Below are 14,602 nucleotides of genomic sequence, written 5' to 3'. Positions count from 1 at the left end.
CTTCACAGTGAACTTCACCGGAAGCCCCCGCGTCGCCGTCCGGGAGAAATTCGCTGGCCCGTCCTGCGGTGCGCTGGTAGGCATGGCGTATGGCGACCGACCGTGCGACCGAGTTGAAGGTGCTGCGTCCCGAGGAGTTCGACGGGTGGTGGGACCACCTGGTGCGGGCCTTCGGCGCCGGTCCGGCTCCGGCCGAGGAGCGCGACCTGGACCGGTCCCTCACCGAGTACGAGCGCTCGCTGGCCGTCTGGGACGGGGCCGAACTGGTCGGGACGGCGGGGGCGTTCCGGTTCCGGATGACCGTGCCGGGCGGCGCCGTGCTGCCCACCGCGGGGATCACCATGGTGAGCGTCGCCGCGACGCACCGGCGGCGCGGGGTGCTGACGTCGATGATGCGCCGCCAGCTGGACGACATCCGGGAGTGGGGCGAGCCGCTGGCCGCGCTGACCGCCTCCGAGCCGGCGATCTACGGCCGCTTCGGGTACGGCGCCGCGACCTTCCAGCTGCAGGCCGAGATCGACACGAGCCGGGTGACGCTGGACGTGCCGGCCGGCACCGGTGACGTACGGCTGCGGTACGCCGACCCGGCCGAGGTGCTCGACGTGTGCGAGGCGGTCTACGCGGAGCTGGTGCCGCTGCGGCCCGGGATGCTGGCCCGGCAGCCCGGCTGGGAGCGGGTGGGGCTGCTGGACCCGGAGAGCGAGCGGAACGGGGCGTCGGCGCTGCAGTGCGTGGTCGCCGAGCGGGACGGTGAGGTCACCGGATACGCCCGGTTCCGTACGAAGCTGGGCTGGTCGCCGAGCGGGCACGACGGCACGGTGTCACTGGAGTACCTGGGCGCGCTCGACCCGGCGAGCGACGCGGCGTTGTGGCGGTTCCTGTTCGGCATCGACCTGATGTCGACGCTGACGGTACGGGGGCGGCCGGTCGACGACGCCTGGCAGTACCAGGTCTCCGACATCCGGCGCTGTCTGACGCGGGTGCGGGACATGGGGTACGTGCGCCTCGTCGACGTCGGTGCGGCGCTCGCGGCGCGGACCTACCAGACGCCGGTGGACGTGGTGCTGGAGGTGGCCGACGCCTTCTGCCCCTGGAACGCGGGGCGTTGGCGGCTGACCGGGGACACCAAGGGGGCCTCCTGCGAGCGTACGACGGACGCGGCCGAGCTGACGCTGTCGGTACGGGAGCTGGGGGCGGCGTACCTCGGCGGCGTGTCCCTGCTGTCGCTGGCGCGGGCCGGTCGGGTGGGCGAACTGCGGCCGGGGGCGCTGGCGGACGCGTCGGTCGCGTTCGGCTCACCGGTGCCGCCGTGGCTGCCGCACGGCTTCTAGCGCGCGGTCAGCGCTGCTGGCAGGCGGGGCACCAGAAGAGGTTGCGGGCGGCCAGGCCGGCGGTGCGGATCTTGGTGCCGCAGAGGTGGCAGGGCAGGGTGGCCCGGCGGTAGACGTACACCTCGCCGCCGTGGTCGTCCACGCGCGGCGGGCGGCCCATCGCCTCCGGGGTGTGCTCGGGCCGGACGGTGTCGATGCGGTTGTTGCGGACGCCCTCGTGCATGAGCCCGACGAGGTCGGCCCAGATCCCGTCCCACTCCGCGGGGGTGATGTCCCTGCCCGGGCGGTACGGGTCGATCCCGTGCCGGAACAGGACCTCGGCCCGGTAGACGTTCCCGACCCCGGCGATGACCTTCTGGTCCATCAGCAGGGCGGCGATCGTCGTACGGCTGCGGGAGATCCTGTGGTACGCCGCGTCCGGGTCGGCGTCGTCGCGGAGCGGGTCCGGGCCGAGGCGGGCGTGTACGGCGTCCTTCTCGGCGTCGGCGATCAGGGCGCAGGTGGTGGGGCCGCGCAGGTCGACGTAGGCCGTGGGGTTCGCCAGGCGGAGGCGGACGGTGTCGGTGGCCGGGGGCGCGGGGGCGTCGCCGAAGGTGACCTTGCCGAAGAGGCCGAGGTGGATGTGGACCCAGTCGCTGTCGCGGAAGCCGAGGAAGAGGTGCTTGCCGTGGGCTTCCGTGCGGGTGAGCTCGGCGCCGTCCAGGAGGCTCGCCGCGTCGGAGAACTTGCCCTGCGGGCTGCTGACCCGGACGGGGCCGGCGAGCCGCCGGTAGTCCAGCGCGAGCCGGTGGATCGTGTGCCCCTCTGGCACTGAGGTGATTCCTTTCCCACCCACCCACCCGACTCGGTCAGTGGAGAGGTGAACGTCGAAGGGACCCGAAGAGCCCCGTCAGCCAGCGCCCCCCGCAGGGCCCAGGCAGAGCGGCCCCGCAGGCGCCCCCCCACAAGGCCCAGGCAGAGCGGCCCCGCAGGCGCCCCCCCGCAGGGCCCAGGCAGAGCGGCCCCGCAGGCGCCTCCCGTAGCGGCGCTGGGGGCGCCCCCGGACGGAGGCTGGGGGAGGAACTGCGCGACCGGCCCTCGCGCGCCCGCGGCCGAATGTCTGCCGGCCACGCCCCCGCCTCGCTTCTCAGGTGACCGAGTCGGGCGGGTGGGTGGGCGGAGGGCCTACGGCTGGGGGTGGTGCGCCGGGATCGGCGGGAGGTCGCCCGTGGTCTCGTACGCCGTGAGCATGTCGATGCGGCGGATGTGCCGCTCGCCCTCGGAGAACGGCGTGTTCAGGAAGGTCTCGACGAACTTCGTCGCCTCGTCCTGCGTGTGCATGCGCGCGCCCACCGCCACGACGTTCGCGTTGTTGTGCTGCCGGCCGAGCGACGCCGTCTCCTCGCTCCAGGCGAGCGCCGCCCGCACGCCCTTCACCTTGTTCGCGGCGATCTGCTCACCGTTGCCGGAGCCGCCGATCACGATGCCGAGGGCGTCGGGGTCCGCCGCCGTCCGCTCGGCCGCGCGGAGGCAGAAGGGCGGGTAGTCGTCGTCGGCGTCGTAGATGTGGGGGCCGCAGTCCACGGGGTCGTGGCCCGCCGCCTTCAGCCACTCGACGAGGTGGTTCTTGAGTTCGAAGCCCGCATGGTCGGAGCCGAGATACACGCGCATGGGACGAGTGTGACATGGGCGTGAACGCACGGCAGGGGCGGGGCCGCATCCCGGAAACTGTGAGCAACACTACAGAACCTCAGGAAAACCTCAAGTAACGATCTGGATTCAAAGGTTCAGGAATCAGTCCACCTCCGTTTCACTGGACCGACTCGTACGCCGCTCGTGCGAGAGCCCGCTCACCCGGCGCAAAGGATTCCCCCCATGACTGGCACCGGTCCCCAGGACGGTCTCCACGCAGGACTCAAGAACCGCCATCTGTCGATGATCGCCATCGGCGGCGTCATCGGCGCCGGCCTCTTCGTCGGTTCCAGTACCGGCATCGCCACCGCAGGTCCCGGCATCCTGCTGTCGTACGCGCTCGTCGGCACGCTCGTCGTACTGGTGATGCGCATGCTCGGCGAGATGTCCGCCGCCAACCCCACCTCCGGATCGTTCTCCGCGCACGCGGACCGCGCGCTCGGCCGCTGGGCCGGGTTCTCCATCGGCTGGCTGTACTGGTTCTTCTGGGTGGTGGTGCTGGCGGTCGAGGCCACCGCCGGCGCCACGATCCTGGAAGGCTGGATCCCGGCCGTACCGCAGTGGGCCTGGGCGCTCATCGTGATGACGGTCCTCACCGCCACCAACCTGGTCTCCGTCGGCTCCTACGGCGAGTTCGAGTTCTGGTTCGCCGGCATCAAGGTCGTCGCGATCGGCGCGTTCATCGTCGTCGGTCTGCTCGCCGTGCTGGGCGTGCTGCCGGGCGCGGACACCGACCGGGCGAGCTTCTCCAACCTCACCGGTCACGGCGGCTTCCTGCCGCACGGGCCCGGCGCCATCCTCACCGGTGTCCTGCTCGTCGTCTTCTCCTTCATGGGCAGCGAGATCGCCACCCTGGCCGCCGGCGAGTCGGAGGACCCGCAGCGCGCGGTCACCAAGTCCACCAACAGCATCATCTGGCGGATCGGCGTCTTCTACCTCGGCTCGATCCTCATCGTCGTCTCGCTGCTGCCCTGGAACGACCCGGCCATCAAGGAGAAGGGCTCGTACGTCGCCGCCCTCGACTCCCTCGGCATCGCGCACGCCGGTCAGATCATGAACTTCATCGTGCTGACGTCCGTGCTGTCCTGTCTCAACTCCGGCCTGTACACGGCCTCCCGGATGGCCTTCTCGCTCGGGCAGCGGGGCGACGCCCCGAAGGCGTTCGCGCGGACCACGGCCCGCGGTGTGCCGATGGCCGCGATCATCGCGTCCGTGCTGTTCGGGTTCGTCGCCGTCTTCTTCAACTACAAGTTCCCGGACTCGGTCTTCCTCTTCCTCGTCAACTCCAGCGGCGCGGTGGCCCTGTTCGTCTGGCTCGTCATCTGCTTCTCGCAGCTGCGCATGCGGAAGATCATCCAGGCAGAGGCGCCGGAGAAGCTCGTCGTGAAGATGTGGCTGTACCCGTACCTGACCTGGGCGACGGCCGGCCTGATCGTCTTCGTGCTGGGCTACATGCTGACCGACACGGAGGGCGAGAGCAGCGGTCGTACGACGGTGCTGCTCTCACTGATGGTCGCGGCGGCGGTGATCGTCGTCGCGCTGGTGAAGCAGAAGATGGCCGGCGGCCGTGCGGACCAGGCGGCCGCCGAGCCCGCCGACCGGGTGTCCGTCGGCTGATCCTCACAGCAGGGTGAAGCTGTCCTTCACCTTCTCGTACGTCCGTACGGCCTGGGCTTCGACCGCCGGCTGGTACCAGGTGTTGATCTGGTACGACTTGCCGTCCGCGTCGAAGCCCAGCAGCCGTGCGTGCCAGGGGGTGCCCCTGAGGGTGAAGGTGTACTCCCAGACCACCGCCGGGTAGCCGCGGAAGGTCGTCTCGGCCAGCCGGATCTTGGCGTAGCCCTGTCCCTGGTGGGCGCTCTGTTCGGAGGCGCTCCAGCTGTCCATGAGGTTGCCGCGGGCGAGCGAGGACTTGGCGACGAGTTCCTGGCCGCCGTCGGGGGAGGTGTAGTGGACCTCGGCGCCCGTCTTCACGTCCCTGCGCCAGCCGGCGGGGGGCGCCCAGGCGAAGCCGCCGGCCTCCTCGTGGGTGCCGGGCGGGAGGGAGCGGGGGCGGGCGGTGCCCGCAACGGTGGCCGAGGGGTCGGTTGCGGCCGAGGGGGTCGGGGAGGTGCCGGTCGCCGTGTCCTTGTCGCCGCCGTCCGTTGTGGTGGTGAGGAGGACGGCGAGGGCCGTGGTCACGGCGGCGATTCCCAGGACGGCGAGGAGAGTTGTCCGTCGGGGGGCTTTGGCCGGGTGGGGACGTGCGGGCCCGTCGTGGCTGGTCGCGCGCCGCGGCGGAGCCGCTGATCGATGCAGCCCCGCGCCCCTTTCGGGGCGCTGTGGTTCGGGGCGTTCACTGGTGGGGCGCTCCAGTGTCGGGCCCGTCGAATTGTTCGACGGGGTTTCCGAGCGGACCTCCGAGCGGGGTTCCGACGCCGCCTGCGTCGACGCGCTGAACGACGGGACTGTCCGCACCTCCGTCGGCGATGGCTGTGGGGGTTCGTCCTGCGGTGTCGGTGGGCGCAGCATGTAGGTGGGGGTGCGGCGTTCGACGGGGGCCGGGTGGGCCACCGGGCGCAGTTGCCGCTCCACCTCCTCCAGGCCGGGGCGTGCGGCCGGTTCCTTCTCCAGGAGGGCTGCCAGGAGGTCGTGCAACGGGCCTGCCGTGGCCGGGAGTTCGGGGTCCTCGTAGAGGACGGCGTGCAGGGTCGTTCGGGCGCCATGTAGTCGGGGGAGCCGACGAGCATGCCGGCCATGGTGAGCGCCTTGGCGTCCTGGATCGCGGCGATGCCGAAGTCGGTGAGGACGACCCTGCCCGCGGTGTTCTCGACGAGCACGTTCCCGGGTTTGATGTCGCGGTGCAGCACTCCCCCGGCGTGCACCTGGCGCAGCGCCGCGACCAGGCCGAGGCCGATTCGGGCCGTCGCGCGCGGGCTCAGTGCCCCCTCCTCGGCCATGATCCACTCCAGCGAGCGGCCGTGGACCAGTTCCATGACGATCCAGAGGCGTTCGCCCTCGTCGACCACGTCATAGACCCGCACGACGTTGGGGTGGTCGATCCGGGCGGTGGCCCTGGCCTCGCGCAGGGTGCGTTCGCGGCGGGTGCGGGTGTCCTCGGCGTCGAGGCCGTCGATGCGCATCTCCTTGACGGCGACCTGCCGGTCGAGGATCTCGTCGGCGGCCCGCCACACCCGCCCCATGCCGCCCTGCCCGATGCTCTCGGCCAGCCGGTAGCGGCCGGTCACCAGCAGCCCGGGGACCCCGCCCGGCCCCGCGCTCTCCGGACCCCCCTGGCTCCCCGGACTCCCCGGACTCCCCGCGCCAACTGAATTCCCTGAATTCCCTGAATCCTCTGAATTCCCCGGCAATTCGCTGCACCCCCTCAACGACCGCCCCTGCCGGTACACAATGGTCACACTTACGGCCGTACCAGCATAGTGCGGAGAAATCTTGTGGTACCTCTTCAAGTGGCCGCGAATTCAGGCGCGGTCCAGGGGGTTGCAAGGGGGACGAACATGAGTTCTCGTCGTATGCGCCGGCGACTGACGGTGGTCGGGGGATCGCTGGTCACGGCATCTTTCTCGGCCGTGCTGATCCTGCCGTTCACGGCCGCCGCCGATGACCAGGGACCGGGAAGCGGCAAGGGGGGAAAGGCGGTCGACCAGGCGCCGGACGGTGTGCGGCTGACGACCACACTGCCCGAGCGGATCTCGGTCGACAACAGTTCACAGAAAACGGCGATTACCGCCACCGTGAAGAACGAAGGGACCAAGGAGAGCGACAGTATCCGGCTGTTGGTGGTCGGTTTCGACGGGCTGAAGGTCAACGGGGTGCAGGGGTGCGACGCCGTCGCCGCGAAGGATCTGCCGGCCGGCTCGAACAGCGCCTTCAGCTGCCCCGTGGGGGCGCTCGGCGCGGGCACGTCGAAGTCCTACGCCGTGGACGCCACGTTCGACCTCGGCAGGACCGGGAAGATCTGCCTGCCCGTGCAGAGCGCGGACGGGAAGAAGACCTTCTGGCAGCAGGGCCCGGTGCCGTTCGGTACGACGAACCCGTCGCCGAACGCCCCGGCCACCCCGTTGCTGCTCGGCACCGACAACAAGCCGGTGGGGCCGGGCGGTGACCAGTTGCCGAAGACCGGCGCCGGCAGTGACGTGCTGCCGCTCGGCGCGGCCGGCGCGGCGCTGATCGCGGCCGGGGCCGCGGGGGTGTGGTGGTCGCAGCGGCGGCCGCGGCAGCAGTCGTAGCACCCGTACGACAGCGGGGCCCGGGGTGCCGACGCACCCCGGGCCCCGCTGCGGTCGGGCCGGTTCAGCGCTCGCCGACGAGCTTCCAGGCCGCGGGCACCGCGCCCATCGCCAGGGCGGCCTTCACCGCGTCGCCGATCAGGAACGGGGTGAGGCCGGCCGCGATCGCCGCGGACGCCGACATGCCGGCGGCGTAGGCGAGGTAGGGCACGCCGACCGCGTAGATGATCGCCTCGCCGAGCAGCATCGTGCCGGCCATGCGCAGCACGCCGCGGTCGGCGCCGCGCCGGGCCAGGGCGCCGACGACGGCGGAGGCCAGCATCATGCCGAGGATGTAGCCGAAGGAGACGGACACACCGGAGGTGCCACTCGCGAACCAGGGCACGCCCGCGAGGCCGGCCAGCGCGTACAGGGCGAGGGAGAGCAGGCCGCGGCGGGCGCCGAGGGCGGTGCCGACGAGCAGGGCGGCGAAGGTCTGGCCGGTCACCGGGACCGGGGAGCCGGGCACCGGGACGGCGATCTGGGCGGCGAGGCCGGTGAGCACGGCGCCGCCCGCCACGAGGGCGACATCGCGCACCCGGGACGCGGGCAGGAGGTCGGCGAGGACGGTGCCGGTGCGGGTCGACGCGGCGGCGGTGGCGGTGCTCATGGGGACTCCGCGGGGTGGGGGCAGGCAAGGGACACCGTGACGCTATCCCGGGCCGTCTGAGCCGGACACGTCAGCGGTCGACAAAGGCCGGAAGCGGCACTTGGTGGGCTCTCCACAAAGGGTGCGGGTTACACGCGGTACGGGGTGACGCCGATCACTCAGGCAGAGATGTTTCAGTCACGTCAACGGCGTTGAACAGGCCTGTGGAGTTCCGCCAATCGAACCCTAGTGGTCTGGTGGGATTAAGGGTTTCTGGCTTACGCTTCCGGACATGGTCGCCCAGTCCCTGAACCTCACGTCGCGTCGCTATGTCGACCTGCGACGGCAAGGGGCTGCCGTCTGTCGCCGCCCGCTCTGAGGCCGCGCGGCGGGAGACCGGTCCGGCGCGCCTCGACGTCCGAGACGTGTCGGCCCCGTTCCCGAGGACGGTTTCCCATGCCCCGTACCGCAGCACCCCCGCTCACCTCCGCGCCCCGTGACCGGCGGCGGACCAGCGCCAGTGTGGTCCTCCGCTCGGTTCTCGAGCACGGGCCGGTCGCCCGCTCCACCATCGCCCGGCTGACCGGGCTCTCCCCGGCCTCCGTCACCGACTACTGCGCCCGGTTCACCGAACTCGGCCTGCTCCGGGAGACGACGGCGCCGCAGCGCGTCAAGGGCGTGGGCCGGCCGCACGTGCCGGTCGACCTGGACGACTCGCGGTTCGTGGTCGGCGGGGTGCACGTGGCCGTCCGGTACACCACGGTCGCGCTGCTCGACCTGCGCGGCCGGGTCGTCGTACGGCGGGAGCTGAAGCACCGGGACACCGACCCGCGCGGGGTGCTGGCGCGGGCCGCCGCCGGGCTGGCCGCGCTGCTCGACGAGACGCCCGGCAGCCGGCCGCTGGGCATCGGCGTCGCCATCGGCGGCTGGGTGGACCGGGACTCCGGGACCGTCGTCGAGCACCCCCTGCTGGGCTGGCGCGAGGTGCCGGTGCGCGAGCTGCTCGGCGCGCACACCGGGCTGCCCGTCCATGTGGACGGCCACGCGCGCGCGTTGGTCAACGGGGAGCGGCTCTTCGGACGGGCCCGGGGCAGCCGGAGCGTGCTGCACCTGTTCGTCGGGAACGTGGTCGACGCGGCGTTCGCCACCGGCGACGAGGTGCACCACGGGCCGCGCTCCCAGGCCGGGATGATCGGCCACCTCCCGGTGCCGGGCGGCACCGAGCCCTGCGGCTGCGGACGCACCGGCTGTCTCCAGGTGGAGCTCAGCGAACGCACGCTGGTGCGGCGGGCCCGGGCGGCCGGGGTGACGGACGGCGCCAACCCGATGGACGTCCTCGCGGCGGCCGGGGCCGGCGATCCGGCGGCCGTACGGCTGCTGGTGGAGCGGGCGCGGCTGACCGGGCGGGCGGCGGCGCTGCTGCTCGACGTCCTCAACCCGGAGAGCGTGGTCGTCACCGAGGTCGGGGTGCTGTACCGCGAGGACTGTCTCGCCGCGCTGCGGGAGGCGGTCGGTGCGGAGCGGGCGGCCGTGGTCGCGCCGACCAGTTTCCGCGAGTCGGTGCTGGCGGTGGCAGGCGGTTCGGTGGTCCTCGACGTGCTGTACCGGGACCCGCTGAGCGCCTCGCACGCCGCGGCTCCGGTCCTGTCACCAGAGCTTATTTAATTCAGAAACTCGGAATATTGACAGCCGTCGCACACGGCAAGGAACATCCATCTCATGACCTGTCGCACCCTCTGTTGCTGACGTCTTGACGCGCCCCGGGCGCGCATTTCCCTCTGCGTGAGATCTCTCTTTCCGGCCTTCCGTCGCCGGGAATTCGCCCTGCCTTTCTGCTGCTTTTCTCCCCGGAGCACTCCCATGCCTTCTGCGTCCTCCCCCGGCATCGACCGCCGGCTCTTCCTCACCTCACTGCTCGGCGCCTCGGCGGCCGTGGCCGGGCTGAGCGGCTGCGCGGGCGGCAGTGCGGCCGCCGACACCGCGGGCGCCTCGACCGCTCCGCTGGCCGACAAGGTCCCGGCCGGCACCAGCCTGAAGATCGCCTCCTATCTGGGCGTCCAGCAGCTGGAGTTCAAGCTGGCGAAGCTGCCGGAACTGCCGTTCACGGTGTCGAGCTGGGTGAACATCGGCGCCGGTCCCGATGTCATCAACGCGTTCCGCGCCAAGTCCCTCGACCTCGCCAACAACGCGGGAATTCCGCCGATCCAGGCGCAGTACCAGGGTTTCGCCGCAAAAATCGTGGCGATCGAGCTGACCCGAAAGCCGAACTACCTGTTCGCCACCAAGCCCGGCAGCGACATCCGCACGGTCGCCGAATTCAAGGGAAAGAAGCTTGCCTTCTCGCAGGGGCAGGCGCAGGGTGTCGTCCTGCTGCGGGCGCTGAAGGAGGCCGGGCTCGCCTACGGCGACGTGAAGCTGGTCCCGCTGACCAGCAACCAGTTCCTCACCGCCCTGCAGTCCGGCCAGGTGGACGTGGCCCCGCTGGCCAACACCCAGGCGCCGGCCTACCTCCAGCAGTACGGCTCCAAGGGCGCGCACACCATCGCCACCGACGTCGTCGACCTGCTCAACCTGCTGTGGGCGCCGCAGTCGGTGCTGAACGACAGGGCCAAGGCGGCCGCGATCGCCGCGTACATCCCGCAGTGGGCCAGGGGCCTGGTCTGGCAGTGGGAGAACCCGGACACCTGGAACGAGGAGTTCTACGTGAAGACCCAGAACCTGACCCTCGCCCAGGCCCGGGGCATCACCAAGCTGGCCAACAAGCCGCTGTTCCCGCCGAGCTGGGACGAGGCGGTCACGTGGGAGCAGGAGACCGCGGACCTGCTGGCGGAGGGCGGCTTCGTGAAGAAGACCGACGTCTCCTCGCTCTTCGACCACCGCTTCGAGGGCCTCGCCGCGAAGGCCGTACCGGCGGAGTACCGGAAATGACCGCCGTGACCACCGGCACCGTGCCGGTTCCCGTCGCGGAGGACGAGGCGCACCGGGTCCGGCCGCGCCGCCGGCTCTCCCCCGGCCGCCGGCTGCCCGCCGCCCGGCTCGCCGGTCCGCTCGTCGTCCTCGCCGCCTGGGCGATCGCCTCCGCCGCCGGGCGGCTCGACCCCGGCGCGATCCCGGCGCCCTGGACCGTCCTGGACACCGCCGTCCACCTGTGGACGGCCGGGACGCTGCGCACCGACATCCTGACCTCCGTGGAGCGGGCCGGGTACGGCTTCGCGATCGGCCTGACCGCCGGGGTGCTGCTGGCCCTGGCCTCCGGGCTCACCCGCACCGGTGAGGCGCTGATCGACGGGACCGTGCAGATCAACCGGGCGATCCCCACCCTCGGCCTGATCCCGCTGTTCATCCTCTGGCTGGGCATCGGCGAGACCTTCAAGATCGCCATCATCGCGATCGTCGTCTACATCCCGGTCTACCTGAACACGCACGCCGCGCTGTCCGCCATCGACAGCCGGTACGTGGAACTCGCCGAGGTGCTCGACCTCTCCAGGCTCCGGTTCATCCGGGAGATCGTGATCCCCGGCGCGCTGCCCGGATTCTTCGTGGGGCTCCGGCTCGGCGTCACCGGCTCCTGGCTCGGCCTGGTGGTCCTGGAGCAGATCAACGCCACCAGCGGCCTCGGCTACATGATGTTCCAGGCCCAGAACTACGGGCGCAGCGACATCATCCTCGTCGGTCTGCTGATCTACGGCGTCTTCGGCCTGGTCTCCGACACCGTGGTCCGTCTCGTCGAACGGAGGGTGCTGTCGTGGCGCCGCACACTGAGCAGCTGACCCGCCCCGCCGTCCGGATCCGGGGCCTGACCAGGTCGTTCGGGGACCGCACGGTCCTCGACTCCATCGATCTCGACCTGCCGGCCGGGCAGTTCACCGCGCTGCTCGGGCACAGCGGCTCCGGCAAGTCCACCCTGCTGCGGGCGGTCGCCGGACTCGACCACGGGGTGCGCGGCACCGGTGAACTCAGCGCCCCGGAAAGGGTGTCGGTGGTCTTCCAGGACTCCCGGCTGCTGCCCTGGCGGCGGGTGCTGGACAACGTGGTGCTGGGCCTGGACGGCAGGGACGCCCAGGACAGGGGCCGGCCGGCGCTGGCCGAGGTGGGGCTCGCGGGCCGCGAACGGGCCTGGCCGGGCGAGCTGTCCGGCGGCGAGGCACAGCGGGCCGCGCTCGCCCGGTCCCTGGTCCGCGAACCCGAACTGCTCCTCGCCGACGAGCCGTTCGGCGCCCTGGACGCGCTCACCCGGATCAAGATGCACCACCTGCTGCGCGAGCTGTGGAAACGGCACCGCCCGTCCGTGCTGCTCGTCACCCACGACGTCGACGAGGCGATCGTCCTCGCCGACCGGGTCCTGGTCCTGGAGAAGGGCCGGATCGGCGTCGACCTGACCATCGATCACAACCGCCCACGGGACGAGTACCGCACCCGGCTGCTCGCTGCCCTCGGTGTCACGGAGGACCCCGTATGACCCGCCGGCTCCACCTCAACGCCTTCCTCATGAACACCGGTCACCACGAGGCCTCCTGGCGCCTCCCGGAGAGTGACCCCTACGCGCACGTCGACCTCGGGCACTACGTCGGGCTCGCCCGGACCGCCGAACGCGGCACCTTCGACTCGCTCTTCCTGGCCGACGGGCCGCACCTGTGGGGCAGCGTCGCGCAGCGGCCCGCCGGGGCCCTGGAACCGCTCACCCTGCTCACCGCGCTGGCGACGGCGACCGAGCACATCGGGCTGATCGCCACCGCCTCCACGTCCTACAACTCCCCCTACAACCTGGCCCGCAGGTTCGCCTCGCTGGACATCGTCAGCGGCGGCCGGGCGGGCTGGAACATCGTCACCACGGCGGGGGCGGAGGCGGCCCGCAACTTCGGGATCGACGAGGAGCCCGCGCACGCCGAGCGGTACGCGCGGGCCGCCGAGTTCCTCGACGTGGCGCTGAAGCTCTGGGACAGCTGGGAGGACGACGCGATCGTCGCCGACAAGGCGGCCGGCGTCTGGGGCGACGACGCGAAGATTCACCCGCCCCGGCACCGGGGCACGTACTTCGGTGTCGAGGGCGCCCTCAACGTGCCCCGCAGCCCCCAGGGTTACCCGCTGCTCGTGCAGGCGGGCTCCAGCGAGGACGGCAAGACGTTCGCGGCCCGGTACGCCGAGGCCGTGTTCACCGCGCAGCAGACCGTCGAGGAGGCGCGGGCGTTCTACACCGACCTCAAGGCACGTACGGCCGCGGCGGGCCGCGATCCGGACCACATCAAGGTGCTGCCCGGCATCGTCCCCGTCATCGGCTCGACGGAGGCCGAGGCGCGGGCGCACGAGCAGCTCCTGGAGGACCACATCGTCCACCGGCACGGCGTGGCCAACCTGGAACGGCTGCTCCATCTCCCCGCCGGCACCCTGGAGCTGGACGCGGAACTCCCCGCCGGGCTGCCGCCCGAGGACGCCATCGAGGGCGCCAAGAGCCGCTACACGCTGGTCGTCGGGCTCGCCCGCCGCGAGCGGCTCACCGTACGGCAGCTGATCGGCCGGCTCGGCGGCGGCCGCGGGCATCTGACCTTCACGGGGACACCGGAGCAGGTCGCCGACGCCATCGAGACCTGGTTCACGCAGGGCGCCGCCGACGGCTTCAACATCATGCCGCCCGTGCTGCCCTCCGGCCTGGAGACCTTCGTCGACCACGTGGTACCGATCCTGCGCGCCCGCGGCCTGCTGCGCACGGAGTACGGCCCGCGCCGCACCCTGCGGGAGCGCTACGGCCTCCCCCGGCCCGCCAACCAGTACGTCACCCGCGCACTCGCCACCGCCTGAAAGCCCGGAACTCCGTAACTCCGAAACCCCTGAACTCCGAAAGGACGCCCCCGCATGTCCATCGAGATCCGCAAGGTCACCGCGAACATAGGCGCCCAGGTCCTGGGCGTGGACATCGCCAAGCCGCTCGACGAGGAGCAGGTCGCCGCGGTCCGCGAGGCCCTGAACGTCCACAAGGCCCTGGTCTTCGACGACGTCCGCCTCGACGACGAGGGCCAGGAGGCCTTCGCCCGGCACTTCGGCGACCTCACCACCGCCCACCCGACGGTGCCCGCCGTCGACGGCGCCCCGAACGTGCTGCCCGTCGACAGCGAGCGCGGCCGGGCCAACCACTGGCACACCGACGTGACGTTCGTCCTGAACCCGCCCCAGGCCAGCACGCTGCGTTCCCTCACGGTCCCGCCGTACGGCGGCGAGACCCTGATCGCCAGTTCGGCCGCCGCCTACCGCCAGCTCCCCGAGCCGCTGCGGGCGCTGGCCGACACGCTGTGGGCGGAGCACACCAACGACTACGACTACGCCGTTCCGGACGAGGAGATCGACGACGAGAGGGCCGCCCAGCGCGCCCAGTTCACGTCGATCAGGTTCCGCACGGTCCACCCGGTGGTCCGGGTGCACCCGCTGACCGGTGAGCGCGGCCTGTTCATCGGCGGGTTCGCGCAGCGGATCGTCGGCCTGTCGAAGGACGAGTCCCGGCGGATCCTCGACCTGCTCCAGGCGTACGTCACCCGCCCCGAGAACCTCCTGCGCCACCGCTGGTCCCCGAACCAGCTCGTCCTGTTCGACAACCGCATCACCCAGCACTACGCCGTCGACAACTACGACGGCAGGCCGCGCCGCCTCAACCGCGTCACCGTCGCCGGCGACGTCCCGGCCGGCATCGAGGGCAAGGAGAGCTACTCGATCGAGGGGGACGCCTCGCACTACACGTCCGTCGCGTGACCGCG

General features: G+C 71.7%; 14 protein-coding genes. 9 read left to right on the top strand and 5 right to left on the bottom strand.

The window, feature by feature from the left end:
- The first annotated feature begins 89 nt into the window (after positions 1–89).
- The gene (locus JF597_RS11190; RefSeq protein WP_293992462.1) at positions 90–1,331 is read left to right on the top strand and encodes a GNAT family N-acetyltransferase; all 1,242 of its coding nucleotides are present in this window, start codon (positions 90–92) and stop codon (positions 1,329–1,331) included.
- A 7-nt stretch (positions 1,332–1,338) separates the two neighbouring features.
- Here JF597_RS11190 and JF597_RS11185 read toward each other — a convergent pair whose 3' ends face one another.
- Both JF597_RS11185 and JF597_RS11180 read right to left on the bottom strand, forming a co-directional pair.
- A complete protein-coding gene (locus JF597_RS11185; protein ID WP_293992460.1) occupies positions 1,339–2,142 on the bottom strand; it encodes a DNA-formamidopyrimidine glycosylase family protein in 804 nt (267 codons plus the stop codon).
- Between the two features lie 353 nt (positions 2,143–2,495).
- Positions 2,496–2,981: a ribose-5-phosphate isomerase gene (locus JF597_RS11180; protein WP_293992458.1), complete on the bottom strand. Its 486-nt coding sequence runs from the start codon at positions 2,979–2,981 to the stop codon at positions 2,496–2,498.
- Positions 2,982–3,185: 204 nt separating this feature from the next.
- Between JF597_RS11180 and JF597_RS11175 the strand changes: the two genes are divergently transcribed.
- A complete protein-coding gene (locus JF597_RS11175) occupies positions 3,186–4,619 on the top strand; it encodes an amino acid permease (RefSeq protein WP_293992456.1) in 1,434 nt (477 codons plus the stop codon).
- A gap of 3 nt (positions 4,620–4,622) precedes the next feature.
- Here JF597_RS11175 and JF597_RS55520 read toward each other — a convergent pair whose 3' ends face one another.
- Together JF597_RS55520 and JF597_RS55515 are read right to left on the bottom strand one after the other, a co-directional pair.
- Positions 4,623–5,183, bottom strand: coding sequence for a hypothetical protein (locus JF597_RS55520; protein WP_366916392.1), 561 nt, complete (start codon positions 5,181–5,183; stop codon positions 4,623–4,625).
- Entirely contained in the window at positions 5,180–6,229 is a 1,050-nt protein-coding gene (locus tag JF597_RS55515; RefSeq protein ID WP_366916391.1) for a serine/threonine-protein kinase, read from the bottom strand. Before JF597_RS55515 ends, JF597_RS55520 begins: the two co-directional genes overlap by 4 nt.
- A gap of 270 nt (positions 6,230–6,499) precedes the next feature.
- Here JF597_RS55515 and JF597_RS11165 point away from each other — a divergent pair, with 270 nt between their 5' ends.
- Complete coding sequence (locus JF597_RS11165; protein WP_293992453.1) at positions 6,500–7,231, top strand: LPXTG cell wall anchor domain-containing protein; 732 nt, start codon at positions 6,500–6,502, stop codon at positions 7,229–7,231.
- 64 nt (positions 7,232–7,295) lie between these two features.
- Here JF597_RS11165 and JF597_RS11160 read toward each other — a convergent pair whose 3' ends face one another.
- Complete coding sequence (locus tag JF597_RS11160; RefSeq protein WP_293992451.1) at positions 7,296–7,880, bottom strand: biotin transporter BioY; 585 nt, start codon at positions 7,878–7,880, stop codon at positions 7,296–7,298.
- A 435-nt stretch (positions 7,881–8,315) separates the two neighbouring features.
- Between JF597_RS11160 and JF597_RS11155 the strand changes: the two genes are divergently transcribed.
- From JF597_RS11155 to JF597_RS11130, 6 genes are all read left to right on the top strand, one after another.
- Positions 8,316–9,524, top strand: coding sequence for an ROK family protein (locus JF597_RS11155; RefSeq protein WP_293992447.1), 1,209 nt, complete (start codon positions 8,316–8,318; stop codon positions 9,522–9,524).
- 195 nt (positions 9,525–9,719) lie between these two features.
- Positions 9,720–10,787 (top strand): ABC transporter substrate-binding protein, encoded by a 1,068-nt coding sequence (locus tag JF597_RS11150; protein WP_293992445.1) that lies wholly within the window; start codon positions 9,720–9,722, stop codon positions 10,785–10,787.
- On the top strand, positions 10,784–11,629 hold the full coding sequence (locus JF597_RS11145) for an ABC transporter permease (protein ID WP_293992442.1): 846 nt from the start codon (positions 10,784–10,786) through the stop codon (positions 11,627–11,629). Before JF597_RS11150 ends, JF597_RS11145 begins: the two co-directional genes overlap by 4 nt.
- Entirely contained in the window at positions 11,605–12,318 is a 714-nt protein-coding gene (locus JF597_RS11140) for an ABC transporter ATP-binding protein (protein WP_293992440.1), read from the top strand. Before JF597_RS11145 ends, JF597_RS11140 begins: the two co-directional genes overlap by 25 nt.
- Positions 12,315–13,655, top strand: coding sequence for an LLM class flavin-dependent oxidoreductase (locus tag JF597_RS11135; RefSeq protein WP_293992437.1), 1,341 nt, complete (start codon positions 12,315–12,317; stop codon positions 13,653–13,655). The genes JF597_RS11140 and JF597_RS11135 overlap by 4 nt, the downstream gene beginning before the upstream one ends.
- Positions 13,656–13,709: 54 nt before the next feature.
- Positions 13,710–14,597 (top strand): TauD/TfdA family dioxygenase, encoded by an 888-nt coding sequence (locus JF597_RS11130; RefSeq protein ID WP_293992434.1) that lies wholly within the window; start codon positions 13,710–13,712, stop codon positions 14,595–14,597.
- The last annotated feature ends 5 nt before the right edge of the window (positions 14,598–14,602 follow it).

The sequence above is a fragment of the Streptomyces sp. genome (assembly GCF_019510245.1).
In the GTDB taxonomy this organism is placed as follows: domain Bacteria; phylum Actinomycetota; class Actinomycetes; order Streptomycetales; family Streptomycetaceae; genus Streptomyces.
Note: the sequence above shows the minus strand (reverse complement) of the source record. Positions and strands in the feature narration are given on the sequence as shown.

Bases quoted from the DNA above. Each gene is read 5' to 3' on its own strand.
- JF597_RS11175 (WP_293992456.1), top strand. From the start codon at position 3,186: ATGACTGGCACCGGTCCCCAGGACGGTCTCCACGCAGGACTCAAGAAC.
- JF597_RS11135 (WP_293992437.1), top strand. From the start codon at position 12,315: ATGACCCGCCGGCTCCACCTCAACGCCTTCCTCATGAACACCGGTCAC.
- JF597_RS11165 (WP_293992453.1), top strand. From the start codon at position 6,500: ATGAGTTCTCGTCGTATGCGCCGGCGACTGACGGTGGTCGGGGGATCG.
- JF597_RS11145 (WP_293992442.1), top strand. From the start codon at position 10,784: ATGACCGCCGTGACCACCGGCACCGTGCCGGTTCCCGTCGCGGAGGAC.
- JF597_RS11130 (WP_293992434.1), top strand. From the start codon at position 13,710: ATGTCCATCGAGATCCGCAAGGTCACCGCGAACATAGGCGCCCAGGTC.
- JF597_RS11155 (WP_293992447.1), top strand. From the start codon at position 8,316: ATGCCCCGTACCGCAGCACCCCCGCTCACCTCCGCGCCCCGTGACCGG.
- JF597_RS11180 (WP_293992458.1), bottom strand. From the start codon at position 2,981: ATGCGCGTGTATCTCGGCTCCGACCATGCGGGCTTCGAACTCAAGAAC.
- JF597_RS11160 (WP_293992451.1), bottom strand. From the start codon at position 7,880: ATGAGCACCGCCACCGCCGCCGCGTCGACCCGCACCGGCACCGTCCTC.
- JF597_RS11150 (WP_293992445.1), top strand. From the start codon at position 9,720: ATGCCTTCTGCGTCCTCCCCCGGCATCGACCGCCGGCTCTTCCTCACC.
- JF597_RS11190 (WP_293992462.1), top strand. From the start codon at position 90: ATGGCGACCGACCGTGCGACCGAGTTGAAGGTGCTGCGTCCCGAGGAG.